21 protein-coding genes are annotated in these 25,806 nt (G+C 68.1%); 8 read left to right on the forward strand and 13 right to left on the reverse strand.

Features of this window, described 5'->3' with window-relative positions:
• A partial coding sequence (locus tag CJ301_RS05770; protein ID WP_099275240.1) for an alpha-ketoglutarate-dependent dioxygenase AlkB family protein occupies positions 1-608 on the reverse strand: 608 nt, incomplete at its 3' end.
• A 202-nt stretch (positions 609-810) separates the two neighbouring features.
• On the opposite strand from CJ301_RS05770, the gene dnaK reads away from it, so the two are divergent.
• The 3 genes from dnaK to radC all read left to right on the forward strand — a co-directional run bounded on the left by dnaK (position 811) and on the right by radC (position 4,801).
• The gene (gene dnaK / locus CJ301_RS05775) at positions 811-2,736 is read left to right on the forward strand and encodes a molecular chaperone DnaK (RefSeq protein WP_099275242.1); all 1,926 of its coding nucleotides are present in this window, start codon (positions 811-813) and stop codon (positions 2,734-2,736) included.
• Between the two features lie 82 nt (positions 2,737-2,818).
• Positions 2,819-3,976: a molecular chaperone DnaJ gene (dnaJ, locus tag CJ301_RS05780; RefSeq protein WP_099275244.1), complete on the forward strand. Its 1,158-nt coding sequence runs from the start codon at positions 2,819-2,821 to the stop codon at positions 3,974-3,976.
• Between the two features lie 63 nt (positions 3,977-4,039).
• Positions 4,040-4,801 carry a RadC family protein gene (gene radC / locus CJ301_RS05785; protein ID WP_099275246.1) on the forward strand — a complete coding sequence of 254 codons (762 nt, stop codon included), beginning with the start codon at positions 4,040-4,042 and terminating at the stop codon, positions 4,799-4,801.
• Here the strand turns inward: radC and CJ301_RS05790 are convergent.
• From CJ301_RS05790 to secA, 3 genes are all read right to left on the reverse strand, one after another.
• Complete coding sequence (locus tag CJ301_RS05790; RefSeq protein WP_254050081.1) at positions 4,798-6,447, reverse strand: phosphate ABC transporter substrate-binding/OmpA family protein; 1,650 nt, start codon at positions 6,445-6,447, stop codon at positions 4,798-4,800. The genes radC and CJ301_RS05790 overlap by 4 nt on opposite strands.
• Complete coding sequence (locus CJ301_RS05795) at positions 6,444-7,349, reverse strand: hypothetical protein (protein WP_099275248.1); 906 nt, start codon at positions 7,347-7,349, stop codon at positions 6,444-6,446. Before CJ301_RS05795 ends, CJ301_RS05790 begins: the two co-directional genes overlap by 4 nt.
• Before the next feature lie 112 nt (positions 7,350-7,461).
• On the reverse strand, positions 7,462-10,275 hold the full coding sequence (secA, locus tag CJ301_RS05800; RefSeq protein WP_099275250.1) for a preprotein translocase subunit SecA: 2,814 nt from the start codon (positions 10,273-10,275) through the stop codon (positions 7,462-7,464).
• Between the two features lie 186 nt (positions 10,276-10,461).
• Here secA and CJ301_RS05805 point away from each other — a divergent pair, with 186 nt between their 5' ends.
• From CJ301_RS05805 to CJ301_RS18965, 4 genes are all read left to right on the forward strand, one after another.
• Positions 10,462-11,304: a peptidylprolyl isomerase gene (locus CJ301_RS05805; RefSeq protein ID WP_099275252.1), complete on the forward strand. Its 843-nt coding sequence runs from the start codon at positions 10,462-10,464 to the stop codon at positions 11,302-11,304.
• Between the two features lie 2 nt (positions 11,305-11,306).
• Positions 11,307-12,524 (forward strand): bifunctional glutamate N-acetyltransferase/amino-acid acetyltransferase ArgJ, encoded by a 1,218-nt coding sequence (gene argJ / locus CJ301_RS05810; protein WP_099275254.1) that lies wholly within the window; start codon positions 11,307-11,309, stop codon positions 12,522-12,524.
• Positions 12,521-12,919 (forward strand): (deoxy)nucleoside triphosphate pyrophosphohydrolase, encoded by a 399-nt coding sequence (locus tag CJ301_RS05815; RefSeq protein WP_099275256.1) that lies wholly within the window; start codon positions 12,521-12,523, stop codon positions 12,917-12,919. Before argJ ends, CJ301_RS05815 begins: the two co-directional genes overlap by 4 nt.
• A gap of 141 nt (positions 12,920-13,060) precedes the next feature.
• On the forward strand, positions 13,061-13,204 hold the full coding sequence (locus CJ301_RS18965) for a hypothetical protein (RefSeq protein ID WP_099275258.1): 144 nt from the start codon (positions 13,061-13,063) through the stop codon (positions 13,202-13,204).
• Between the two features lie 316 nt (positions 13,205-13,520).
• On the opposite strand, the gene infB is transcribed toward CJ301_RS18965, so the two are convergent.
• The 5 genes from infB to dps form a co-directional block, all read right to left on the reverse strand.
• Entirely contained in the window at positions 13,521-16,019 is a 2,499-nt protein-coding gene (infB, locus tag CJ301_RS05825; RefSeq protein ID WP_099275261.1) for a translation initiation factor IF-2, read from the reverse strand.
• Positions 16,020-16,024: 5 nt separating this feature from the next.
• On the reverse strand, positions 16,025-16,648 hold the full coding sequence (locus CJ301_RS05830) for an RNA-binding protein (RefSeq protein WP_162620432.1): 624 nt from the start codon (positions 16,646-16,648) through the stop codon (positions 16,025-16,027).
• 8 nt (positions 16,649-16,656) lie between these two features.
• Entirely contained in the window at positions 16,657-18,276 is a 1,620-nt protein-coding gene (gene nusA, locus CJ301_RS05835) for a transcription termination factor NusA (RefSeq protein ID WP_099275265.1), read from the reverse strand.
• Complete coding sequence (gene rimP / locus CJ301_RS05840) at positions 18,276-18,854, reverse strand: ribosome maturation factor RimP (RefSeq protein ID WP_099275268.1); 579 nt, start codon at positions 18,852-18,854, stop codon at positions 18,276-18,278. The genes nusA and rimP overlap by 1 nt, the downstream gene beginning before the upstream one ends.
• A gap of 232 nt (positions 18,855-19,086) precedes the next feature.
• Positions 19,087-19,560: a DNA starvation/stationary phase protection protein Dps gene (gene dps / locus CJ301_RS05845; protein ID WP_099275270.1), complete on the reverse strand. Its 474-nt coding sequence runs from the start codon at positions 19,558-19,560 to the stop codon at positions 19,087-19,089.
• A gap of 330 nt (positions 19,561-19,890) precedes the next feature.
• Between dps and CJ301_RS05850 the strand changes: the two genes are divergently transcribed.
• On the forward strand, positions 19,891-20,166 hold the full coding sequence (locus CJ301_RS05850; RefSeq protein ID WP_099275272.1) for a hypothetical protein: 276 nt from the start codon (positions 19,891-19,893) through the stop codon (positions 20,164-20,166).
• Between the two features lie 142 nt (positions 20,167-20,308).
• On the opposite strand, the gene CJ301_RS05855 is transcribed toward CJ301_RS05850, so the two are convergent.
• Genes CJ301_RS05855 through CJ301_RS05870 form a run of 4 tightly spaced genes read right to left on the reverse strand, consistent with a single transcriptional unit; the run spans position 20,309 to position 25,712 of the window.
• Complete coding sequence (locus CJ301_RS05855; RefSeq protein ID WP_099275274.1) at positions 20,309-21,853, reverse strand: ABC transporter substrate-binding protein; 1,545 nt, start codon at positions 21,851-21,853, stop codon at positions 20,309-20,311.
• 57 nt (positions 21,854-21,910) lie between these two features.
• Positions 21,911-23,554 carry an ABC transporter ATP-binding protein gene (locus CJ301_RS05860; protein WP_099275276.1) on the reverse strand — a complete coding sequence of 548 codons (1,644 nt, stop codon included), beginning with the start codon at positions 23,552-23,554 and terminating at the stop codon, positions 21,911-21,913.
• The gene (locus CJ301_RS05865) at positions 23,551-24,723 is read right to left on the reverse strand and encodes an ABC transporter permease (RefSeq protein WP_099275278.1); all 1,173 of its coding nucleotides are present in this window, start codon (positions 24,721-24,723) and stop codon (positions 23,551-23,553) included. The genes CJ301_RS05860 and CJ301_RS05865 overlap by 4 nt, the downstream gene beginning before the upstream one ends.
• On the reverse strand, positions 24,720-25,712 hold the full coding sequence (locus CJ301_RS05870; RefSeq protein ID WP_099275690.1) for an ABC transporter permease: 993 nt from the start codon (positions 25,710-25,712) through the stop codon (positions 24,720-24,722). Before CJ301_RS05870 ends, CJ301_RS05865 begins: the two co-directional genes overlap by 4 nt.
• Positions 25,713-25,806 lie beyond the last annotated feature (94 nt).

A 25,806-nucleotide genomic window follows, 5' to 3' on the forward strand; every position in this document is an offset into this window, starting at 1 on the left:
GCCCGCACCACGCGCAGCGTGACGTTGATCCGCCCGCCGCCCGGGATCAGTGTCGAGGAGCCCTCGCGCAGCCGGTCGATGCCGTGATGCACCAGCCGCGCCGCGCCGGCCATCACCGCCACGTCGCCCGAGCGCAGCCAGAGCGAGGCGGTCGGGCCGCCCTTCTCGACCGAGCCGACGCGAAACAGCGCCTCGTCGCCAAGCGAGATCGACACCACCGGGAAGGAGAAATCCCCCTCGTCGCGATCCTGGTGCATCCCCATCCTCGCCCCTTCGCGGTAGAGGTTGACGAGGCAGCTGTCGGGATCGGCCTCCACGCCCGAGACCGCGCGCCAGACCGCCAGCACGCTGTCGGGGATCGGCGGCCAGGGCGCGCCCGTCTCGGGATGCACGGCCTCGTAGCGGTAGCCGCGCCGGTCGGCGACCCAGCCCAGCCGCCCGGCCGAGGTCATGCGCACGCTCATCGGCCCGCGCCGGGTCACGGGCCGCATCACCGGGGCGGCGCGCGCCACCTCGCGCAGATCGGCCAGCATCGCCGCCTGCGCCCCGGCTTCGATGAGGCCGGGCAGCACGCGCACCCCGCGCAGGTCGATCTCGGGCTCGCCCATGTGCCTTCCCCCGGCTTTGGTTCCATCCGCATCAGAAAATGGCGCTCTCGCACCACCTCTGCCAGTTGCAGCCCGAAAACGCCCTCCCTATATAGCCCAGTGATCCGCGACGGGCTCCAGTTCCGTCGCTTCTCTCCTGTCCGGGGCAGATGCCTCAACGGGTCCGCACCGGAAAACCGCCTAGAGCTAGAGGGTTTTGAACATGGCTAAAGTAATCGGCATCGACCTCGGGACCACCAACTCCTGCGTCGCGATCATGGACGGCTCGCAGCCCCGCGTGATCGAGAACTCCGAAGGCGCGCGCACCACGCCGTCGATCGTCGCCTTCACCGATGACGAGCGTCTGGTCGGCCAGCCCGCCAAGCGGCAGGCCGTCACCAACCCGTCCAACACCATCCACGCGGTCAAGCGCCTGATCGGCCGCCGCATGTCCGACGCCGCGGTCGAGAAGGACCGCAAGCTGGTCCCCTACACCATCGTCGACGGCGGCAATGGCGACGCCTGGGTCGAGGTGAAGGGCGAGAAGTACTCGCCGTCGCAGATCTCCGCCTTCACGCTGCAGAAGATGAAGGAAACCGCCGAATCCTATCTCGGCGAAGAGGTGACGCAGGCCGTCATCACCGTTCCCGCCTATTTCAACGACGCCCAGCGTCAGGCGACCAAGGACGCGGGCAAGATCGCCGGCCTCGAAGTGCTGCGCATCATCAACGAGCCGACCGCCGCGGCGCTGGCCTACGGCCTCGACAAGAAGGACAGCAAGACCATCGCCGTCTACGACCTCGGCGGCGGCACCTTCGACGTCACCATCCTCGAGATCGATGACGGTCTGTTCGAGGTGAAGTCGACCAATGGCGACACCTTCCTCGGTGGCGAAGACTTCGACATGCGGATCGTCAACTACCTCGCCGAGGAGTTCAAGAAGGAGCACGGCACCGACCTGACCGGCGACAAGATGGCGCTGCAGCGCCTGAAGGAAGCCGCCGAGAAGGCCAAGATCGAGCTGTCCTCCTCGAACCAGACCGAGATCAACCAGCCCTTCATCTCGATGGACGGCAAGACCGGCACGCCGCTGCACCTCGTCATGAAGCTGACCCGCGCCAAGCTGGAAAGCCTCGTGGGCGACCTGATCAAATCCTCGATGAAGCCCTGCCAGGCCGCGCTCAAGGATGCCGGCATCTCGACCTCCGAGATCGACGAGGTCGTGCTGGTCGGCGGCATGACCCGCATGCCCAAGGTGATCGAGGAGGTGACCAAGTTCTTCGGCAAGGAGCCGCACAAGGGCGTGAACCCCGACGAGGTCGTGGCGCTGGGCGCGGCGATCCAGGCCGGCGTGCTGCAGGGCGACGTCAAGGACGTGGTGCTTCTCGATGTGACCCCGCTGAGCCTCGGCATCGAGACGCTGGGTGGCGTGTTCACCCGTCTGATCGACCGCAACACCACGATCCCGACCAAGAAGAGCCAGATCTTCTCGACCGCCGAGGACAACCAGAACGCGGTGACCATCCGGGTCTTCCAGGGTGAGCGCGAGATGGCCCAGGACAACAAGATGCTGGGTCAGTTCAACCTCGAGAACATCCCGCCCGCGCCGCGCGGCATGCCGCAGATCGAGGTGACCTTCGACATCGACGCCAACGGCATCGTGTCGGTCTCGGCCAAGGACAAGGGCACCGGAAAGGAGCAGAAGATCACCATCCAGGCCTCGGGCGGTCTCACCGACGAGGACATCGAGAAGATGGTGCGCGAGGCGGAGGAGAACGCCGATGCCGACAAGCAGCGCCGCGATCTGGTCGAAGCCAGGAACCAGGCCGAGAGCCTGATCCACTCGACCGAGAAGTCGCTCGAGGAGCATTCCGACAAGGTCGATCCCTCGACCGTCGAGGCGATCGAGCTGGCCATCGCCGCGCTCAAGGACGAGCTGGACGGGGACAACCCCGAAAAGATCCGCTCGGGCATCCAGAACGTCTCCGAGGCCTCGATGAAGCTCGGCGAGGCGATCTACAAGGCCAGCCAGGAAGAGGCCGGCGAGGAAGAGCCGCAGGGCACGGACGCCAAGTCGAAGGATGCCGATGACGACGGTATCGTGGACGCCGACTTCGAGGATCTGGACGACGACAAGCGGAGCCGCTGAGGCGCCGCGCGAGCTCTAGTCCAAGGAGCCGGCCCGGCGACCGGGCCGGCTCCTTTCCGTTTCAAGAATGTTGGATGATCCCATGGCCAAACGCGACTATTACGAAACGCTCGGGGTCTCTAAGGGCGCCTCCGCCGACGAGATCAAGAAAGCCTATCGCCGCAAGGCCAAGGAGCTTCACCCCGACCGCAATTCCGACAATCCCAACGCCGAAGAGCAGTTCAAGGCCGCCAATGAGGCCTATGACGTCCTCAAGGACGCCGACAAGAAGGCCGCCTATGACCGCTACGGCCACGCCGCCTTCGAGGGCGGCATGGGCGGCGGTCGTCCGGGCGGCGGCGCGGGCGGCTTCCGCGGCCAGGGCGATTTCGCCTCGGCCTTCTCGGACGTGTTCGACGACCTGTTCGGCGATTTCATGGGCGGCCAGCGCGGCGGTGGCGGTCGCAGCCGGGCCGCGCGCGGCAACGATCTGCGCTACAACCTGCGCATCAGCCTCGAAGACGCCTTTGCCGGCATGCAGAAGACCGTGACGGTGCCCACCTCCGTCACCTGCGGCAAATGCTCGGGCTCGGGCGCCTCCGACGGCTCGGAGCCCGCCACCTGCCCGACCTGTTCGGGCATGGGCAAGGTGCGCGCGCAGCAGGGCTTCTTCACCGTCGAGCGCACCTGCCCGACCTGCAACGGCATCGGTCAGATCATCAAGGACCCTTGCCGGGTCTGCCAGGGCGCGGGCCGGGTCGAGAAGGAGAAATCCCTCTCGGTCAACATCCCCGCCGGTGTCGAGACCGGCACCCGCATCCGGCTCGCCGGCGAGGGCGAGGCCGGGCTCAGGGGCGGCCCCTCGGGCGATCTCTACATCTTCATCGACGTGGCCGAGCATCAGCTCTTCAAGCGCGACGGCCACGATCTCTATTGCCGCGTGCCCGTCTCCATGGCGACGGCGGCGCTGGGCGGCGACATCGAGGTGCCGACCATCGATGGCGGCAAGAGCCGCGTGAAGATCCCCGAGGGCAGCCAGTCGGGCCGGCAGATGCGGCTCAGGGGCAAGGGCATGCCCGCGCTCAGGGGTGGCCAGCGCGGCGAGATGTTCATCGAGCTCGCGGTCGAAACGCCGGTGAACCTCACCTCGCGCCAGCGCGAATTGCTGCGCGAATTCGACGAGGCGAGCGAGAAGAACAACCCCGAAAGCTCGAACTTCTTCTCCGCCGTGCGCGGATTCTGGGATTCGATGAAGGGCTGAGCCCGGCCCCCGCCGCTCTGGCGTTAAGCCTGCATTAACCATGCCCGCGAGACACTCGCGGGCATGGATTTCGACCCTTCATTCGCCGAGCGTTCCCTGCCCTTCGACCATGACGAGGTGGCCGAGGTCGCGCCGCTGCCGAAGGGGCGCATCCCCTCCTACATGGCCGATCATCGCCGCCGCTTGCGCGAGAGGTTCCTCTCGGGCGGGGCCGACGCCATGCCCGATTACGAGCTGCTGGAGCTTTTGCTGTTCCGCGCCATTCCGCGCCGCGACGTGAAGCCATTGGCGCGCCGCCTGATCGACGCCTTCGGCGATCTCAACCGCGTGCTCGCCGCGCCTGCGCCCCGGCTGTCGGAGATCGAGGGCGTCGGCCCGGCGGTGCTTTGCGAGATCAAGGTGGCCGAGGCGGTGGCGCACCGCATGGCCCGCGCCCGGGTGATCTCGCGTCCCGTGCTCTCGGGCTGGGAGCCGCTCCTGGACTACTGCCGCACCGTGATGGCGCATCGCGACACCGAGCAGTTCCGCGTGCTGTTCCTCGACCGGCGCAACGTGCTGATCGCCGACGAGGCGCAGGGGCGCGGCACGGTCGACCATGTGCCGGTCTATCCGCGCGAGGTGGTCAAGCGGGCGCTGGAGCTCAACGCCTCGGCGCTGATCCTCGTGCACAACCACCCCTCGGGCGACCCGACCCCTTCGCAGGCCGACATTACCATGACGGCACAGATCGAGGCGGCGGCGCGGGCGCTCGGGCTGGTGCTGCACGATCATCTCGTCATCGGCAAATCGCGCGAGACCAGCTTTCGCGCCGACGGGCTGCTCTAGTCCAGCGGCGCGACCCAAAGCTCGACCCGGCGGTTGATGCCGCGCCCGGTCGCGCTGTCGTCGCAGCCCATCGGCATCGCCTCGCCGAAGGCCGCCACATCGAGCGTCACCCCCGGCGGCAGCGCGCCGCCCAAAAGCGACAGCACCGCCGCGCGCACCGCCGTCGCGCGGTCGAGCGAGAGATCCTGATTGGCGACCGGCCCGCCGCGCCCGTCCGAAAAACCCGCGAGCAGCAGCGCGTCGCCATTGTGGCGCCCGTCGCGGATCGACTGGGCGAGCTGCACCACGCGGCTACGCGACACCGCGTCGAGCACGGCCTCCCCCGCCTCGAAGCGGAAGGTGGTGGAGAGCCTTTGATGCCCATCGAGGGTTTCGAGCATCCGCTGCAGATCCGCGAGCCCGACATCCTCCCCGGCCGACAGCACCGCGCCGGCCAGCCGCGCGCCCTGATCCTCGATCGGGATCGGGATCGGCGCCAGCCCGGTCACGCCGGCGCGGCGCAGCACCAGCTGCGCCTCCGCCGTGGCGATCCAGCCGAGAAAGGCTTCCGCCGCGTCGGGCAGGCGGCGCATCGGGCGGTAGAGCACGAGCGGCAAAGTCAGCGGGAAATCCCCGGTGGAGACGGTTTCGGGCCGCGCCGTGCTGCGCAGCCCGCATGGACCGCTCAGCGCCAGCGGCTGCGTCGCCCCCAACTGCCCGAAGGGCAGCATGCCGATCGCGCCGGGATCGGCCGCGACCGCCTCCGCCAGCGCCGCGGCATCGGGATGGCGGATCACCTCTTCGGACAGCGCGCGCCCCATCCCCTCGATCACCAGCGCCTCGAAGCCCTGCATCTGGCCGCTCGTCCCGGCCTCCAGATGCAGCCGCACCGGCCCCGCCGCGCCGCCCAGCCGCGACCAGTCGGCGATCTCGCCCGCAAAGAGCCGCGACAGCTGCGACAGCGACAGCGCGCGCAGATCATGGCCCGGCGCCACCACCGGCACCAGCGCATCGAGCCCGACGAGTTGCAGCCGCCCCGGCGCGTCGAGCCGCCCGAGCCCGGCATCGCGCGCCAATGACAGCTCCTCGGCATCGAGCAGCCGCTCGGCCATCGCCATGTCGGCCTCGTTGGCCAGCAGATCGGCAAAGCCGTCATCGGTCGAGGTCAGCCGGAACGAGATGCGCAGCCGCTCGCGCCCGGCGCTCTCCGCCGCGTCCGTCTCCTCGGCCCCTTCGGTCTCCCGCGGCAGGGCAAGGCTGTAGAGCGCGTGTCCGTCATCGGTCTCGATGCGGGCGGGCTCCCAGCCGCGGGCGCGGGCATAGCCCTCGACCAGCGCCGGCAGCACCAGCTCGCCCAGCCGCCCCGCCCCCGAAAGCCGCAGCTCGGGCACCCATGTCTCGGGATCGGGGCAGTCCGCCCCCTCGCAGATCACGCTCGCCAAGGGCAGCGTCAGTTCGCCATGTTCGGTGGCGATCCGCAGGTAGCGGCCGTCATAGCCCAGAAAGCTGCCCGTGAGGCTCAGCGAGCCGCTGCGCGAGGTCAGCCGCAGCCGGCCTTCGGGCTCCTGCGCGAAAGCCGCCTGCGGCGCAAGCGTCAGCGCGGCCCAGAGGGCCGCGCATCGCAGGATCTTTGCTGGAAAGAAAAATGGGGATCTGTCGGGCGTCATCTTGCCGCAAGTGTCAGCTCCGCCCCGAGATTTTGCAAGACGAGAAGCTCGCCCAGGGCCTCGCAGCCCGGAAGCGTGACTTCGAGGTCGAGGCTGGAGAGCCCGCCCGCGCCGTCGCTGCGCACCATCTCGGCCAGCACCGGCGCGCCGCAATTGCTCTCGGTGACCTCGATCTCGACGCGCAGGCTGCGCCTCTCCTCCGCCGGGGCGGAATAGACCTGCGCCAGCCGCGCCGCGGGGGCCGCGGCATGGCCCAACGCGGTCACCCGCGCCGCCATCGGCCCTGCCGCCTCGGGGGTCGAGAGGCCGAGGTCGCCCGCCCCGCCGGGCCGCCCGCCCGGGGCCAGCGCATGCAGCGAGACGCCATCGCTTTCGCGCCATTGCAGCGCCACGCGCTGCCATTCGGCCATGTCGGGCAGATCGACGCTGGCGATCGCGGTCTCGCCACCGGTTTCGGCCATGAAGACGGCGCTTTCAGCAAGGGCGGGAAACAGCGTCTCGGCCCGGCCCTGCGCGTCGGTGAGCAGGGTGACGCTGAGCCCCTGATGGCGCAGCACGACGCGCGCCTCGGGCGCGCAGGGCGCCTTGAGGCGCAGCGCGGCCATCGCGCCGGGGCGGGCCTCGGCCGAGAAGGACAAGGCGCAGGCGGCGCGGGCCTCCGGCACCGGCAGCCGGACCAGAGGCGCGGGCGCGCGCATCGGCACCGGCCTGTCGAAGGCGATGGCGGCGGGCGGGGCGGTCTCGGGCATCGGACCCACCATCATCGGCGGTTCGGGATAGGTGACGGGCAGGTCCACGGGGGTGGCGGAGGCGCGCGAGACGCCGGTCTGCATGAACTGGCCGATGGCCAGCGCCGCAGCGGCGCAGGCCCCGGCGGTGGCGAAAAAGCGCAATACGGCCATGACGTGCTCCTTACCCTTCTGCTGGCTCCAGCCTAGAGAAGGCAAAAGGCCGGCCTGCGACGGCAAGCCGGCCCCTTGGGGGAGTCATGCGGGCGAAATTGCGGCAGGCGCTTCAGATCCGCCCGTGGCAATGCTTGAACTTCTCGCCCGAGCCGCAGGGGCAGGGCCCGTTGCGCGAGGGCGAGCCCCAGCTTGCCGGGTCGTTCTCGTCGAAGCCCGGCGCCGGGGCGCGCGACGGCGCGGCAGCGGACGCATCAGCCCCGGCTCCGGCCATCTCGGGCGTCGCCGGTTGCGCGGCAGCCGAAGACGCGGCGGCGGCGGCGGGTGCCGCGGCCTTCGCGCCCTGTGTCGCAGCGCCCTGTGCGCCCGCGCCCGTGCCGGAGGCCTGGGCGCGGGCGGCCTGCGCCTGCATCGCGCGCTGCAGCATCGCCTGCTGCTCTTCCTTGGAGATCGGGCGCACCTGCGCCAGCTTCTCGGTCACCTCGGCGCGCAGCCCGTCGAGAAGGCCCTCGAACAGCTGGAAGCTCTCGGTCTTGTATTCGTTGAGCGGATCGCGCTGCGCATAGCCGCGAAAGCCCACCACGGAGCGCAGATGTTCGAGCATCAGCAGATGCTCGCGCCACTTGGCGTCAATGGTCTGCAACAGCACCTGCTTTTCGATGCTCTTCATGGTCTCGGGGCCGAAGGCCTCGGTCTTCTCGGCCATCAGCTTGTCGGAGGCCTCTTCGAGCCGCTCGCGGATCACCGCGTCGTCGACGCCCTCTTCCTGCGCCCATTTCATCACCGGCACGTCGATGCCGAGCCGCTGGATCGCCTGGGCATAGAGCCCTTCGGTGTCCCATTGGTCGGCATAGGCCTTGGGCGGGATATGGGTGGCGACGAGATCCTCGATCACCTGATGGCGCATGTCGGCGACGATCTCGCTCAGATCCTGCGCCTCCATGATCTCGCGGCGCTGGGAGAAGATCACCTTGCGCTGCTCGTTCATCACGTCGTCGTATTTCAGGAGCTGCTTGCGGATGTCGAAGTTGCGCCCCTCGACCTTGGCCTGCGCGCGCTCGAGCGACTTGTTCACCCAAGGGTGCACGATCGCCTCGCCTTCCTTCATGCCAAGACCGGCGAGCACCTTTTCCAGCCGCTCGGAGCCGAAGATCCGCATCAGGTCGTCTTCGAGCGACAGGAAGAAGGACGAGCGGCCCGGGTCGCCCTGACGGCCCGAGCGGCCGCGCAGCTGGTTGTCGATGCGGCGGCTCTCGTGGCGCTCGGTGGCGAGCACGAAGAGACCGCCCGCCTCGAGCACGGCCTTCTTCTCGTCGGCATGCTCGGCCTCGATCCGCGCGCGGATCTCGTCGGGGTTGGCCTCGGGATCGGCGGCCAGCGCCTCGAGCACCTTCAGCTCGACATTGCCGCCAAGCTGGATGTCGGTGCCGCGCCCGGCCATGTTGGTGGCGATGGTCACCGCGCCGAGCTTGCCCGCATCGGCAATGATCTGCGCCTCCTGCTCGTGCTGGCGGGCGTTCAGCACGTTGTGCCTGATGCCCTCCTTTTCGAGCATCTGGCTCAGGAACTCGGATTTCTCGATCGAGGTGGTGCCGACGAGGATCGGCTGGCGCTTTTCATGCGCCTCCTTGATCGCCTTGACCACGCCCTCGAACTTCTCGCGCGCGGTGCGGTAGACCTGATCATGCTCGTCGATCCGCTGGATCGGGCGATTGGTCGGCACCTCGACCACACCGAGGCGGTAGATCTCGAAGAACTCGTCGGCCTCGGTCAGCGCCGTGCCGGTCATGCCGGCGAGCTTGTCGTAGAGGCGGAAATAGTTCTGGAAGGTGACGGAGGCCAGCGTCACGTTCTCGGGCTGGATGTCCAGCTCCTCCTTGGCCTCGATCGCCTGGTGCAGGCCGTCCGACAAGCGGCGGCCCTGCATCATGCGGCCCGTGAACTCGTCGATCAGCACCGCCTGCCCGTCGCGGACGATGTAGTCCTTGTCGCGGGTGAAGAGCTTGTGCGCGCGAAGCCCCTGGTTGACGTGGTGCACGATGGTCGTGCTCTCGGGGTCGTAGAGCGTCTGGCCTTCGGGCAGGATGCCGAGCGCCTGCAGCCGCTCTTCGAGAAACTCGTTGCCCTCGTCGGTATAGGTGACCGAGCGGGTCTTTTCATCGAGCGTGTAATGCTCGTCGGTCAGGTCGGGGATCACCCGGTCGATGGTGCGGTAGAGGTCCGAGCGGTCCTCGCTCGGGCCGGAGATGATCAGCGGCGTGCGCGCCTCGTCGATCAGGATGCTGTCGGTCTCGTCGACGATCGCGAAGTTGTGGCCGCGCTGGTTCATCTGGCTCAGCTCGGACTTCATGTTGTCGCGCAGATAGTCGAAGCCCAGCTCGTTGTTGGTCGCATAGGTGATGTCGGCGGCGTAGGCGCCCTTCTTCTCGGCCTCGGGCTGCTGCGGATAGACCACGCCCGTGGTCAGGCCGAGCGCGCCATAGACCTTGCTCATCCATTCGGCGTCGCGCTTGGCGAGGTAGTCGTTGACGGTGACGACATGCACGCCCTTGCCCGACAGACCGTTGAGATAGGCCGGGAAGGTCGCGACCAGCGTCTTGCCCTCGCCGGTCTTCATCTCGGCGATGTTGCCCTGATGCAGGAAGATGCCGCCCATCAGCTGCGTGTCGAAGGCGCGAAGCCCCAGCGCCCGGCGCGCGGCCTCGCGGCAATTGGCGAAGGCCTCGGGCAGCAGGTGGTCGAGGCTCTCGCCCTTTTCGATCCGGTCCTTGAATTCCGCGGTCTTGGCCTTGAGGCCCTCGTCGTCGAGCGCCTGGAACTCGGGCTCGAGCGCGTTGATCTTGTCGATCAGCGGTCGCGTGGACTTGATCTTGCGGTCGTTCGGCGTGCCGAAGACCTTCTTGGCCAGCGATCCGATACCCAGCATTGGCGATTGTCTCCTGCCGTCGTCCATTGATCTGCAAGGAGGTCGCTTGTCGCCCCCGCATGTGGGGCATAGATAGGGCGCAAGTGCCGCCCTTTGCCAGCCCATCCGGCGATGTAAGGGGCGGGAGACCGAGTGTCAACGTCGCGCCCGGGATGCGGTCCCCGCGCGGCCAGGGAAGGAAACCACATGATCCGCACGCTGCCCGCCGCCGCCCTGATGGCCGGCCTCGCCTCCATGGCCTCCGCGCAGCAGGCCTCCGATGTCGTCGCCACCGTGAACGGCACCGAGATCACGCTGGGCGAGATGATCATCACCCGCAGCCAGCTGCCGCAGCAATACCAGCAGCTGCCGCCCGAGGCGCTGTTCCAGGGCATCCTCGACCAGCTCGTGCAGCAGCAGGTGCTGGCCGACACGCTCGACGAGACCCCGGCCCGCGTCGAATACGCGCTCGAGAACCAGCGCCGCTCGCTGCTCGCGGGCGAGGCGATCAACGCGATGATGACCGAAGAGGTCTCGGAGGAGGAGCTGCAGGCCGCCTATGACGAGGCCTTCGCCGATGCCGAGGCGACCAAGGAATACAATGCCAGCCACATCCTCGTGGAGACCGAGGAAGAGGCTGAGGCCGTGATGGAGCGGCTCGAGGCGGGCGAGGATTTCGCCGAAGTCGCCAAGGAGGTCTCGACCGATCCGGGCTCGGGCGCGCAGGGCGGCAGCCTCGGCTGGTTCGCCGATGGCATGATGGTCGCCCCGTTCCAGGAGGCGGTGGCGTCGCTGGAGACGGGCGAGACCACCGAGACCCCGGTCGAGACGCAGTTCGGCTTCCACATCGTCCGGCTCGACGACACCCGCACCCAGGAGCCGCCGGCGCTCGACGACGTGCGCGACGATCTCGCCAGCCAGATCCAGCAGGGCAAGATCGAGAGCCGCTTGGCCGAGCTCGAGAGCGACGCCGACGTCACCCGCCCCGATGAAGGCGCCTTCGACCCTGCGGTGCTGACCGATCTCGGTCTGCTCGAAGATGGCAACTGATCATGGCCGGTCCGGTCTCGCCCCTGGCGCCCGCCGCCTTTCCCGCCCTGCCCGAGATCGCGGGCCTGCGCTTCGCCTCGCTCGCGGCCGGGGTGCGATATGCGAACCGGACCGACGTGATGCTCGCCGAGCTGGCGGAGGGCTCGGCGGTGGCGGGGGTGTTCACGCGCTCCTCCACCCGCTCGGCCCCCGTCCGCGACTGCGAGGCCAAGATCGGCACACAGACCTCCCGCGCCGCCTTCCTCGTGAATTCGGGCAATTCCAACGCCTTCACCGGGGCTGCCGGAGAACGCTCCGTGGCCGAGATCTGCGCCGCCGTGGCGCAGGCCACCGGCATCGACGCGGACCGCGTCTATACCTCCTCGACCGGCGTGATCGGCGAGCCGCTGCCGCATGAGCGGATCGTGGCGAAGCTCGGTGAGCTGAACGCCGCGCTCGACCCTTCGGGCATCGAAGGCGCCGCGCGCGCCATCATGACCACCGACACCTTTCCCAAGGGCGCGACCGAAACGGTCGAGATCGGCGGGCGCGAGGTGAAGATCGTCGGCATCGCCAAGGGCTCGGGCATGATCGCGCCCGACATGGCGACGATGCTGGTCTACATCTTCACCGATGCGAAACACGACCAGCCCGCCTTGCAGAGCCTGCTGCGCGAGATCACCGACCGCACCTTCAACTGCATCACCGTCGACAGCGACACCTCGACCTCCGACACGCTGCTGATGGCCGCGACCGGGGCCTCGGGCGTGGACGCCACCGGCAACAGCGATTTTGCCGCCGGGCTGGAGCGCGTCATGCTCGACCTCGCGCATCAGGTGGTGCGCGACGGCGAGGGCGCGACCAAGTTCGTCGAGATCCGCGTCACCGGCGCGGCCTCCGACGCCGATGCGCGCAAGGTCGCCATGGCCACCGCCAATTCGCCACTGGTGAAGACCGCGATCGCGGGCGAGGACCCGAACTGGGGCCGCGTCGTCATGGCCGTGGGCAAGTCCGGCGCCGAGGCCGACCGCGACCGTCTCTCGATCCGCTTCGGCGATCTCCTCGTGGCCGAAAAGGGCTGGGTCAGCCCGTCCTACAGCGAGGAGAAGGCCGCCGCCTACATGAAGGGCGACGAGATCGTCATCGCCGTCGATCTCGGGCTGGGCACGGGCGAGGCCGTGGCCTGGACCTGCGATCTCACCCATCGCTACATCGAGATCAACGCCGACTACCGCTCGTGAAGATCGTCCTCGTTTCCGCCGTCGCCCTGATCGACGCCGATGGAAGGGTGCTGCTCGCGCAGCGCCCCGAGGGCAAGCCCATGGCCGGGCTGTGGGAGTTTCCGGGCGGCAAGGTCGAGCCGGGCGAAAGCCCCGAGGCGGCGCTGATCCGCGAGCTGCACGAGGAGCTGGGCATCGACACGCAGGAAAGCTGCCTCGCGCCGCTGACCTTCGCGAGCCACGCCTATGAGAGCTTTCACCTGCTGATGCCGCTCTTCGCCTGCCGCCGCTGGCAGGGCACGGTGCAGGGCCGCGAGAATCAGGATCTGGCATGGGTGCGCCCCAACCGGTTGCGCGACTATCCGATGCCGCCGGCCGACCTGCCGCTCATTCCCGTATTGCGCGACTGGCTGTAAGAGGCGCACATCCTCACCGATCCCGCACCGCGCAGGCGCGGCACATTTGGTTCCAATCCGTCTCACAAAAGCGTCACATGGAATAGGTTGTCCACCATTCAGAGCTTATAATGGACCTACGGCAGAGCTGAGGAGTCCATCATGCTGCAAACCATCATCATCGGTAGCTGCATTTCGGTGCAGGGTCTTTTGGTCAAGCAACTGGAAAACGGCCGGATGCTGATCCGCGTCGGCGAGCGCCTCTATGAGGGCCGCCCCGCCAATGCCCCGGCCGCAGCCGCCTGACGCCCTTTCGCGTACAGAGTTTCACGAGTGTCCGAACGCGAAAGGGACGGCCCATGCCGTCCCTTTTTCCGTTCAGCGGTGCGGCAGTCCGAGATTGCCGCCCGCCACCATCTGCGGCAGCCCGCGCGTACAGCTTCGCGCGCATCGAGCGTCCCGCCTGCCGGATGAAGGCCGGGCCGGGCCGCTCCGGGCCGCCCGGCGATCATCACCCGCTTCATGCGCAGTGCCCCGCGATGCGGAAGGCCCCGGTCAGGCCCAGACATGAAAAAGGGCGGCCCGAAGGCCGCCCCCTTGTCGCTCGATGGCGAAACCCGGATCAGAGCGAACGCTCGACCGATTCCCGCTCGAAGATCTCGATGACGTCGCCGGGGCGGATGTCCTCGTGGTTCTCGAAGGCCATGCCGCATTCCTGGCCCGACTGCACCTCGGACACTTCGTCCTTGAAGCGCTTCAGGGTCTTCAGCGTGCCCTCGTGGATCACGACGTTGTCGCGCAGCAGGCGGACACCGGCGGAGCGGCGCGCCACACCTTCGGTGACGAGGCAGCCCGCGACCTTGCCGACATTGGAGACCTTGAAGACCTCCTTGATGTTGGCATAGCCGATGAACTTCTCGCGGATCTCGTTCGACAGCAGGCCCGAGGCCGCCGCCTTCACGTCGTCCACGAGGTCGTAGATCACGCTGTAGTAGCGGATCTCGACGCCCTTCTGGTTCGCGGCCTGACGCGCCGGTGCATTGGCCCGGACGTTGAAGCCGAAGACCGGCGCACCCGACGCCTCGGCAAGGCCGATGTCGCTCTCGGTGATCGCGCCGACGCCCGAATGCAGCACCCGGACCCGGACCTCGTCATTGCCGATCTTCTCCATCGCCTGAACGATGGCCTCGGCCGAGCCCTGCACGTCCGACTTCACCACCACCGGCAGCTCGGAGACGTTCTTGTCGTCCTTGGCCTTGGCCATCAGCTGCTCGAGGCTGGTCGCGGCACCGGCGGCGGCGCGCTTCTCCTTGGCGGCGTTGGCGCGGTACTCGGCAATCTCGCGGGCCTGCGCCTCGGTCTCGACGACGTTGAGCACGTCGCCCGCCTCGGGCGTGCCGTTGAGACCCAGCACCTCGACCGGAACCGAGGGACCGGCCTCGTCGACGCGCTCGCCCTTGTCGTCCACCAGCGCGCGGACCTTGCCCCACTGCTCGCCCACGACGAAGATGTCGCCGCGCTTGAGCGTGCCGTTCTGCACGAGCACGGTCGCGACCGGGCCGCGGCCCACATCGAGCTGCGCCTCGATCACGGCGCCCTGCGCCGGACGGTTCGGGTTGGCCTTGAGCTCGAGGATCTCGGATTGCAGCGCGATCGCTTCGAGCAGCTGGTCGAGACCCTTGCCCGAAATCGCCGACACCTCGACATCCTGCACGTCGCCCGACATCTTCTCGACGATGACCTCGTGCTGAAGCAGGTCGGTGCGGACCTTGTCGGGGTTGGCCTCGTGCTTGTCGATCTTGTTGATCGCTACGATCATCGGCACCTTGGCGGCCTTGGCGTGGTTCAGCGCCTCGATGGTCTGCGGCATGACCGCGTCATCGGCCGCGACCACCAGAACCACGATGTCCGTCACATGCGCGCCGCGGGCCCGCATCGAGGTGAAGGCGGCGTGGCCCGGCGTGTCGAGGAAGGTCAGCCGCGTGCCATTGGCCGCGTCGACCTGGTAGGCGCCGATATGCTGGGTGATGCCACCGGCCTCGCCCGAGACGACCTTGGTCTTGCGGATCGCGTCCAGAAGCGAGGTCTTGCCGTGGTCGACATGGCCCATGACGGTGATGATCGGCGCGCGATCCTGCAGGTCCTCGGGCTTGTCCTTGACCTGCTCGATCACCTGCTCGACATCGGCGTCCGAGACACGGACGACGCGGTGGCCGAAATCCTCGATGATCAGCTCGGCGGTGTCGGCGTCGATCGACTGATTCTGGGTCGCCATGATGCCGTTCTGCATCAGCGCCTTGACCACGTCGGCCACGCGCTCGGCCATGCGATTGGCCAGCTCGCCCACGGTGATCACCTCGGGCAGCTGCACGTCGCGCGTCACCTTCTCGCGCTGGACGGGGCCGCCCATCGCCTTCTGGCGCGCGCGCTCCTGCTTGCGCTTCATCTGCGCCATGGAACGCTGGCGGCCGCCCTCGCCCGAGAGCGCCTGGTTCAGCGTCAGCTTGCCCGAGCGACGGTTGTCGCCGCCGCCCTTGCCGGCGGGCTTGGATTTCTTGTCGGCGCGGTCGCGGTCGCCGGCCTTGCGCGGGCCGGAGCCGGGGCGCGGGCCGCCGGCCGGGGCCTCGCCGGGCTGGGCCGGCTGGGCGGCGGGCTGCTGGGGCGCGGGCTGGGAGGCCTTGCGCGCGGCCTCGGCGGCCTCGCGCTTCTTGCGCTCCTCTTCCTCGGCCTTGGCCTTGAGCGCTTCCTCGCGCTCGCGGTCCTCGCGTTCCTTGGCCTCGATCTCGGCGCGGCGACGCTCGCGCTCGGCGGCGCGGGCGGCCTCCTCGGCGGCGCGCTTCTCGGCCTCTTCCGATTCGCGGGCACGGGCGAGCGCGAGCGCGCGCATGCGGCGCTCGAGTTCGGCCTCGCTGATGCCTGCCGGGCGCTTGGAGGGATCGCCCCTCACAACGCCGGTCGCGGCCGAGCCCTGCGCCGCGCCACCGGGCTTGGGCACCACGACGCGCTTGCGTTTGGTCTCGACCACGACGTTCTTGGTCCGGCCATGACTGAAGCTCTGCTTGACGTTCCCCGGACGGGACCCGTGCAGACCAAGAGGTTTCTTGCCGTCGGTATCGCTCATCAGATTTACATATCCTTCCCGGAGGCCGTATCGCCGCCGTTGCTCTCTCGCAGACCGCGCAGTTTCGCGGCCTCCTCTACAACACGGTCGCTGAGTCCGCCAGCCGCGAGCGCGCCGTGTATCACACTTTGCCGGCCGAAAGCCAAACCCAATTCATCCGAGGTCAGGCAGCCGTAATATCTTGCCCCCGTGGGGGTCCACAATTTGGTCTTGCCGCGCTCGGAGCCGTCCGAGGCCTGCAACAGCACGCGGACGTGATCGCCCGCGAGCGCCGATTTGACCTTTTCGAAGCCCGCGATGGCGAGCCCCGCCTTGCGCGCCAGCGCGATCAGATCGACCACGCGCCGCGCCTGCTGGCGCTCCACCTCCGCCGCGAGCCCCTCGGGCACCGTGACCGGCGCCTTGGCCGCGCGGGCGAACTGCCCGCGCCTGGCCGTCTCGATCACCGCCTTTTCGGCGATGACGTAGATCCCCCGCCCCGGCAGCTTGCCGAGGATGTCTGGGACCACCTGGCCGTCGGGGCCGATCACGAAGCGGATCAGACCGGATTTCGGCTGCACGTCACCCGTGACGATGCATTTCCGTTCCGGCCCGTCGGCCCGCTCCGCCTTCATTCCACCGCGACCCATCTCGTGTCTCAGGCCTCTTCCTCTTCGTCGCTCGCGGCCGCAGCCGCGGCCTCTTCGGCGGCCAGCTCGTCGGGATCGACCCAACCCAGCGCCACCCGCGCGGTCATCACCAGCTCCTGCGCCTCCTCGAGGCTGACCTCGAAGGGCTCCAGCACGCCGTCATCCTTCACGCGCTCGCCGTTCTGGGTGGTCCAGCCGCCGGCCAGCTCCCAGTCGGCGCAGGTCGCGAAGTCCTCGAGCGTCTTGACGCCGTCCTTGGCCAGCGCCTCGACCATCTGCGGGCTGAGGCCCGGAAAGCCGATCAGGCTGTCCTCGGCGCCCAGCTCGCGGGCGCGCTCCAGCGCGGCCTTGTTCTGGGCGTCGATGTAGTCGCGGGCGCGCGCCTGAAGCTCGGCGGCGGTGTCGCTGTCGACTCCGTCGATCACCAGAAGCTCGTCCTGATCGACATATGCGACCTCTTCGAGATTTGTGAACCCCTCGGAGACGAGAAGTTGCGCGAAGAACTCGTCGAGATCGAGCGTGTCCATGAACAGCTTGGTGCGGGTCTCGAACTCGGCCTGACGGCGCTTGCTCTCCTGCTCCTCGGTCATGATGTCGATGTCGAGCCCGGTGAGCTGGCTGGCCAGACGCACGTTCTGGCCGCGCCGGCCGATGGCGAGCGAGAGCTGCTCCTCGGGCACGACCACCTCGATCCGCTCGGCTTCCTCGTCGAACACGACCTTGGAGACCTCGGCGGGCTGCAGCGCGTTGACGAGGAAGGTCGGCATGTCCTCGTTCCACGGGATGATGTCGATCTTCTCGCCCTGAAGCTCGCCCACCACGGCCTGCACGCGGGAGCCGCGCATGCCGACGCAGGCGCCGACCGGGTCGATCGAGCCATCATAGGAGATCACGGCGATCTTGGCGCGGCTGCCGGGGTCGCGGGCCACCGACTTGATCTCGATGATGCCCTCGTAGATCTCGGGCACTTCCATCTTGAACAGCTCGGCCATGAATTCGGGCGCGGTGCGCGACAGGAAGATCTGCGGGCCGCGCACCTCGCGGCGCACATCCTTGACGTAGCAGCGGATGCGGTCGCCGGGGCGGTAGGCCTCGCGGCCGATCTTCTCGTTGCGGCGCAGCACCGCCTCGCCCGCGCCGGGAAGCTCGACGACGATGTTGCCGTATTCCTCGCGCTTGACGGTGGCGTTGATGATCGTGCCGGCGCGGTCCTTGAACTCCTCGTATTGCCGGTCGCGCTCGGCCTCGCGGACCTTCTGCAGGATCACCTGCTTGGCCGATTGCGCGGCGATGCGGCCCAGCTCGACGGGCGGCACCTCCTCCTCGAAGGTGTCGCCGACCTTGGGGTCGTCCATGTACTGGCGCGCCTGCTCGACGGTGAACTCGGCCTGGTAGTTCTCCAGATCCTCATCCTCGACCACGGTGCGCACGCGGGTGAAGCGGGCGCGGCCGGTCTTGCGGTCGATGCTGACGCGGATGTCCATCTCGGCGCCGTAGCGCGACTTGGCGGCCCGCGCGAGGCTCTCTTCCATCGCCTCGACCACGAGCGCGGGGTCGATCATCTTCTCGCGCGCCACCGCCTCGGCGGTCTGCAGAAGCTCCAGCTGGTTTGCGGACGTGATGGCCATCAGTCGTTCTCCTCATCACCATCAATGATGGTTTCAACATCGTCGAATTGGGTCTCGTCGATCTGCCCGGCATCCTTGCGGCTGCGCAGCACCTCGCGAATGAGATCGTCGGTCAGCACCAGCTTGGCGTCCGAGAGCCACTCGAACTTCAGCCCGATCGTGCCTTCCTCGATCTCGATCAGCACCTCGTCATCCTCGACGCCCTGAAGCTCGCCCTTGAAGCGGCGGCGGCCGTCGATCAGCTCCTCGGTCTCGATCTTGGCCTCGTAGCCCTTCCACTGCTCGAAATCCTTGAGCCGGGTCAGGGGCCGGTCGATGCCGGGCGAGGAAACCTCGAGCGTATAGGCGTCGAGAATCGGGTCCTCGACGTCGAGCACGGCCGAAACGGCGGTGGAGATCTGGCCGCATTCGTCGACCTCGATCGTGCCGTCGGGCTTCTGCGCCATGATCTGCAGCGTCGTGGACTTGCCCGACATCAGCCGCACGCGCACCAGCTCGAAGCCCATGTCGGCAATGACGGGCTCGATGATCTCCTGGACGCGGCGGTCGATCGCGGCCTTGGCGATGAGGTCGGACATGGGGTCCTCCAAGCACAAAAAAACGGGCCAGCGGCCCGTCGATCTTTCCCGGTGGGCGCCGGTTTCGAAGGCCGGCGCGCCGCTGTTCTGAAGGGCATATAGGGGTGTTGGCGCAAATAGGCAAGAGTGATCGCCTCGGCCCGCGTTTCGCCCGCGTTCCGACTGCCGCTCGAAGCGCCGCCCAAGGCCATGCGCGGCTTTGGGCGGCGGCTGCGGGCGGCGGCGGGCCCGGTCAGGCGTTGGCGCCGATGAACCAGGCATCCTTGTCGAGCGTGCGGCTGACTTCGGTGAAGAGATCGGCGGTGTCCTCGTCGCCCGCGTCGCCCGCTTCCTCCATCGCCTTGCGGACCTCGCCGCCGACGAAGACATAGCGTGCCTTCAGCTCCTCGACATGCTGCTTGATGTCGGAAAGCTCGACCGGGTAGGCATCCATCTGCGCCTTTTCGGCCGCGACCTCGACCGTGCCGCGGGCATAGCCGCCGAGGATCACGGCGCGCTCGGCCATCAGGTCCGCGCCCTCGCGCAGCCGGTCGGCCGCTTCGTCCAGAAGCTCGTGCACGCCGATGAAGCCCGGCCCCTTGAGGTTCCAATGCGCCTGCTTCACCGCCAGCGTCAGGGCCAGCATGTTGACGAGGTTCTTGTTGAGCAGGTCGACCATCTGCGTGCGGACGTCCTGGTTCAGCTCTCCTGCGAAATTCTCGGGCATGGGTATCCTCTCTCAAAGCGAGACTGCGTGCGTTGTGCATCCAACGCCCATATGACAGAGCGGTTCCTGTCGGCGCCGGGATCGGACCACCCCCCATCGGACCGCCGCCTGCCAACAGCGCCCGTCACCCCGCCGCCGCGGGCCGCCTGCCTTGCCCGGCGCGAAGCGGGACGCTTCGACAGCGCCTGTCGCTGCGCTATCTGGTGGTTGAACGGTGACAGGCCTCCCGCGGCCATGGCGGCCCGAAGCGGCGGGCGGCCCGGCGTATCGCAGGCCCCGGCCCCGGCCCCGGCCATCCACCTCTCCGAACAGCCCGCAAAGGACCCCCTCATGCAATCCCAGCTGATCGCCATCCTCATCCTCCTGCCGATCACGGTGGTCATCCTCCTGGCCGGCATCCACGAGTTCCGCCGCTACAAATCCGAGGGACGCGCGAATTACGGGCTCGCCTACGACGAGAAGACCGGCACGACCTATGTGACCGGCATCGCCGATGACGAGGAGGCCTTCGACCCCGAGGATTTCGACCCCAGCTCCTATGACGAGCTGAAGGCGAAGCGGGAAGAGGACGAGAGCGACGAGACCGGCGAGACCGGCAAAGGCTGAGGCTCCCGACCGGCCCCCCGCCCGAGGGGGCAAGCGCGCCTCACACGCGGCCCCGAACATCACCCCGGCCAATGGCCGCATGAAAACGCGCCGCCCGGGGGGGACGGCGCGTCGGGTCATGCGGCGGTGACGACGGCCCCGGTCAGGCCATCCACCACCGTTCGCAGATGCGGTTGCTGTCGAGATCGAACACGTTGCCGACCACATCCGGGTGGCCGAGCTTGGTGTTGTAGCCATCGACGAAGTTGGCATACATCGGGATCGCCGTCGCGCCCTCCTTGGAGCACAGGCGCTGCATCTCGTGATACATGTCGCGGCGCTTGTCGCTGTCGAGCTCGGCGCGGGCCTCCTTCAAGAGCGTCTGGAAGCGCTCATTCTCCCAATGCGTGTCGTTCCACGCGGCCCCCGTCTCGTAGCCCAGCGTGAACATCCAGTCCTCGGTCACGCGGCCCGACCAGTAGGAGGCGCACCACGGCTTCTTGATCCAGACATTGGACCAGTAGCCATCCGCCGGCTCCTGCACGACGTTGATGTCGATGCCGCAATCGCGGGCGCTGGCCTGATAGAGCAGGCCTGCGTCGATCGCGCCCGAGAAGGCGGCCTCGGAGACCGAAAGATCGATGCTCAGCCCGTCGAGACCGGCCTCCTTCAGCAGCGATTTCGACTTCTCCGGGTCGTAGTCGTTCTGTTCGAGATCGGCGAAGTAATACTGGTTCGCCGGGCCGATCGGGTGGTCGTTGGCGACCGCGCCATGGCCTTGCAGGATCTTCTCGACCAGCTCCTCGCGCCGCACCGCGTGCTTGAGCGCCTGGCGGACCTTGAGGTTGTCCATGGGGCTCAGGTCGGTGAGCATCGGGAAGGTGTAGTGCTGGTTGCCCGTCACCTCGTTGAGCGCGAGGTTGGGGTTGGCCTTCAAGAGCGGCTCGACCTGGAACTCGACATTGTTGACCGCGTCGACCTGCCCGGTCATCAGCGCCGTCATCCGGGCCGAGCCGTCATTGATCGCGATGACCTCGATCTGGTCGAACCAGCCCGCGCGGCCGTCCTTGTAATGGCCGTCGACGCGCGTGAGCAGCGTGCGCACGCCGGGATCGAAGCTCTCGACCTTGTAGAGGCCGGTGCCGATGCCCTGCGCGATCGCCTCCTCGACGTTCTCATGCGGATACATCAGCAGGTGATAATCCGACATCAGGAAGGGGAAGTCGGCGTTGCCCGCCTCCAGCGTGAACTGCACCTGATGCTCGCCGAGCTTCTTCATCTCGGTGATCGGCGCGACGATCGGGCGGGCGGCGGATTTCGCGTCCTCGTCGAGATGCAGCTTGAGCGAGGCGATCACGTCATCGGCGGTGAAGGGCGCGCCGTTGTGGAAGGTCACGCCCTGTCGCAGGTCGAAGGTCCAGGTCTTCGCGTCGGGGGTCGATTCCCACGAGGTCGCCAGCTCGCCCACCAGCTCGCCATTGGCGGCGATCTCGGTCAGGCAGTCGAACACCGCGCCATAGGCGGTGGTGATCATGTAGGTGTCCGAATGGGTGCGCCCGTCCCAGCTGTCGGAGGTGTTGGCCCCGGCGAGGCCGAGGCGCAGCGTGCCCCCGCGCGACTGGGCGCGCAGCGGCAGGCCGGTGACGGACAGAAGGCCCGCGGCGGCCCCGCTCCTGAGCAATCCGCGACGGCTGATCTGTGGCAGCATGATGGTCTCCCTCTTGGTTCCCTGCCCCTCTGGCGGGGGCCGATTCGTGCGATTCGCCTACATCTTACCCGTGGCCGCCTCGCCGAGATCCTCAACTCCGCGTTCGGCCAGAAGATTGTCGAGCCAGTCGGGGTCCATCTCGGGCACCGAGGACAAGAGCAGGTCGGTATAGGGGTGGTGCGGGGGCGTGAACATCTCGGTCTTGGGCCCCTGCTCGATCACCCGGCCCTCCTTCATCACCACCACCTCGTCGGCGATCGCCTTCACCGTGGCGAGGTCGTGGGTGATGAACATGTAGCTTAGCCCCAGCTCGTCCTGCAGCCGGGCCAGCAGCTTGAGGATGCCCTCGGCCACCAGCTGATCGAGCGCGCTCGTCACCTCGTCGCAGATGATCAGCCGCGGCTCGGCGGCAAGCGCGCGGGCGATGCCGACGCGCTGCTTCTGCCCGCCCGACAGCTCGCCCGGCAGGCGGTCGCGGTAGATCGCGGGATCGAGCTCGATCTGTTCCAGCAGCTCGTCGACGCGGGCGCGCAAGCGGCGGCCCCGGAGCCCGGAATAGAACCGCACCGGCCGGCCGATGATCTGCGCGATGCTCTGGCGCGGATTGAGCGCGGTGTCGGCCATCTGGTAGATCATCTGGATCTGCCGCAGCTGATCCTTCGACCGCTGGCGGTAGCTCGCGGGCAGCGGCTCGCCCTCGAAGCGCACCGCGCCGCCGCGCGGCGGCAAAAGCCCGGTGATGACCCGCGCGGTGGTCGATTTGCCCGAGCCGCTTTCGCCCACCACGGCGACGGTGCGGCCGGGATGGATGTCGAAGGAGACGTCTTCGAGCACCACCTGTTCGCCGTAAGCCGCCGTCACCCCCTCGACCGAGAGGATCGGCACGCTGTCCGGGCCGGGGGCGGGCTTTTCGGGGCGGTGAAAGCCGCGCACCGCCCAGAGCGAGCGGGTGTAGTCCTCGCGCGGATGCTCCAGCATCTCGCGCGTCGGCGCGGTCTCGACCTCGTCGCCCTTCAGCAGGACCTTGATGCGGTCCGCCATCTGGGCAACCACCGCGAGGTCGTGGGTGATGTAGATCGCCGAAGTGCCGAACTGGTCGACGATGTCGCGGATCGCGGCCAGAACCTCGATCTGCGTGGTCACGTCGAGCGCCGTCGTCGGCTCGTCGAAGATGATGAGATCGGGGCGGCAGGACATCGCCATCGCGGTCATCGCGCGCTGCAGCTGCCCGCCGGAGACCTGATGCGGGTAGCGGAAGCCGATCTCGTGGGGGTCGGGCAGGCGCAGCTTGGCATAGAGCTCGATCGCGTCCTCGACGCTTTCGCCGCGGTGCTGCACGCCGTGGCGCACCGGCGCCTCGACATGCTGGTCGATCAGCTTGTGGGCGGGGTTGAAGCTCGCCGCCGCCGATTGCGCGACATAGGCGATGCGGCGGCCCAGAAGCGAGCGCTTCTCCTCGGCCGAGGCATTCATCAGGTCGATGCCGTCGAACATCACCGAGCCGCCCGAGATCCGCACCCCGTCGCGCACATAGCCCATCGCGGCGAGGCCCAGCGTCGATTTGCCCGCCCCCGATTCCCCGATCAGCCCGAGCACCTCGCCCCGGCCCAGCGTCAGGTCGACGCCGTTGATGATCGGGTGCCACGCCTCGTCCGAGCGCCCCTCGATCCGAAGATCGCGAATGTCCAGCAGCGGCGTCATGATTTCAGCCCCGAGGAGCGGTGCAGCATCCAGTCCACCACGAAATTCACCCCCACGGTGAGCACCGCGATGGCAAGCGCGGGCAGCAGCGGCGCCAGCGCCACCATCGGCGCGAAGGCGGCGAAGTTGATGAACTGCGCGAGGTCGCGCACCATCGTGCCCCAGTCGGCCAGGGGCGGCTGGATGCCGACGCCGAGGAAGCTCAGCGAGGCGATGGTCAGGAAGACGAAGCAGAAGCGCAGGCCGAACTCGGCCAGAAGCGGCGCCATGGCGTTGGGCAGGATCTCTCGGAACACCAGATGCCCCATGCCCTCGCCGCGCAGTTTCGCGGCCTCGACATAATCCATCACCACGATGCCGATCCCGACCGCGCGGGCGAGGCGGAACACGCGGGTCGAGTCGATCACCGCGATGATCAACACCATGTAAAGCGTCATCAGCCCGCGCGCGCCATCGGCCCAGACGGAGGCGATGGTGAGCAGCAGAAGCGCGAAGATCAGCGAGGGGATCGCCATCAGCACGTCGACGCCGCGGCTCAGCAGCTGGTCGAGCCAGCCGCCGACGACCGCCGCCAGCAGCCCCAGCGCGCCGCCGAGAAAGAAGGCGAGAAGCGTCGTGGCAAAGGCCAGACCCACGGTGTTCTGCGCGCCGTAGATGAGGCGCGAGAGGATGTCGCGGCCGATCCGGTCGGTGCCGAGCGGAAAGGCCGGATCTCCGCCCATCGCCGGATCGCCCCCCGGCACGATGTTGGCCGCGCCCAGCACCGCCTCCTGCCCATGCGGCGCGATCCAGCCCGCAAAGATCGCGACGATGGCGTAGAGGATGATCACGAGGATGCCGAAGGCCGCCGTCAGCGGCATCCTGCGAAACTGCCGCTTCAGCCCGGCGGGCCCGATATGCCGCCCCGCGAGGCGGAAGAGATAGGCCGCGACGGCGCAGATCGCAAAGCCCATCACCGCCCAGCGGAAATAGACCGCGCCGGGCTTCATCCATAGCCAGACGCCGCCGATGATCGCGGCGAGCGCCAGCGCGTAGCCCAGCGCCTCGCCATAGGACATGTCGCGAAAGCGCGGGGCGTCGCCCGAGAGCCGGCGCGCGGCCCACAGGCCCGCCCGGGCCAGCGCCGCGATGACCGCGAGGGCCGTGACGATCCAGAGCCAGATGCTCATTTGGGGTGCCTCAGCCGCGGGTTGGAGACGATCGACAGGATGTCGGCCGTGAGGTTCAAAAGGATATAGGCGGCGGCGAAGATCAGGCAGCAGGCCTGCACCACCGGAATGTCACGCAGCTTCACGCTGTCGACGAAGAGCTGGCCGATGCCGGGATAGACGAAGACCACCTCGACCACGACGACGCCGGTGACGAGATATGCGAGGTTCAATGCCACCACGTTGACGATCGGCGCCAGCGCGTTCGGCAGCGCGTGGCGCAGGATCACCCGAAGCGGGCGCATCCCCTTCAGCCGCGCCATCTCGATATAGGGCTGGGCCATGAGGTTGAGGATCGCGGCGCGGGTCATCCGCATCATGTGCGCGGTGACGACGAGGGTGAGGGTCAGCGCCGGAAGCAGGGTCCTTTCCAGCCGCTCACCGAAGCTCATGCCGGGAAAGATGTTCGACAGCGACGGCAGCACCGGGTTCACCACCGCCAGAAGCAGGATCAGGATGTAGGCCACGAAGAATTCGGGGCTGGAGATCGAGGACAGCGTCGCGATGTTGGCGCCCTTGTCGAAGGGCGTGTCGCGCCAGAGCGCGGCGAGAATCCCGAGGCCCACCGCCAGCGGCACCGCGATCGCCGCCGTCACGCCTGCGAGGAACATGGTATTGGCAAAGCGCGGCGCGATCTGCGCCAGCACGGTGGCCGAAGGGTCGACCCGTCCCGTGAAGCTCGCGAAATTGGCCTGCGCGAAGCTGACGCCGAGATCGCCGCGCGCGGCATCCCACAGCCACCCGGCGTAGCGGACCGGCAAGGGCTGGTCGAGGCCGAGCTGGGTGCGGATGGCGGCCACGGCCTCGGGCGTCGCGGATTGTCCCAGCACGGCCTGCGCGAAATCGCCGGGCAGCAGGTTCACCGCTCCGAAAATCACCGCCGAGACGATCAGCAGCGTCAACAGGCCAAGCGCCAGACGCTGCAGGACGATCCTGATCACGCTCCCCAAGCTTTCGAGGTCTCCCCTGTGGCCCGAAACGGACCGCATCGGCGCGGTTTCGCGCCCTTCTTTGTTGGGGGCCTAGGTTAGCGACGCATGGAAA

This window comes from Limimaricola cinnabarinus, from assembly GCF_002723615.1.
Taxonomy (GTDB): Bacteria; Pseudomonadota; Alphaproteobacteria; order Rhodobacterales; family Rhodobacteraceae; genus Limimaricola; species Limimaricola cinnabarinus_B.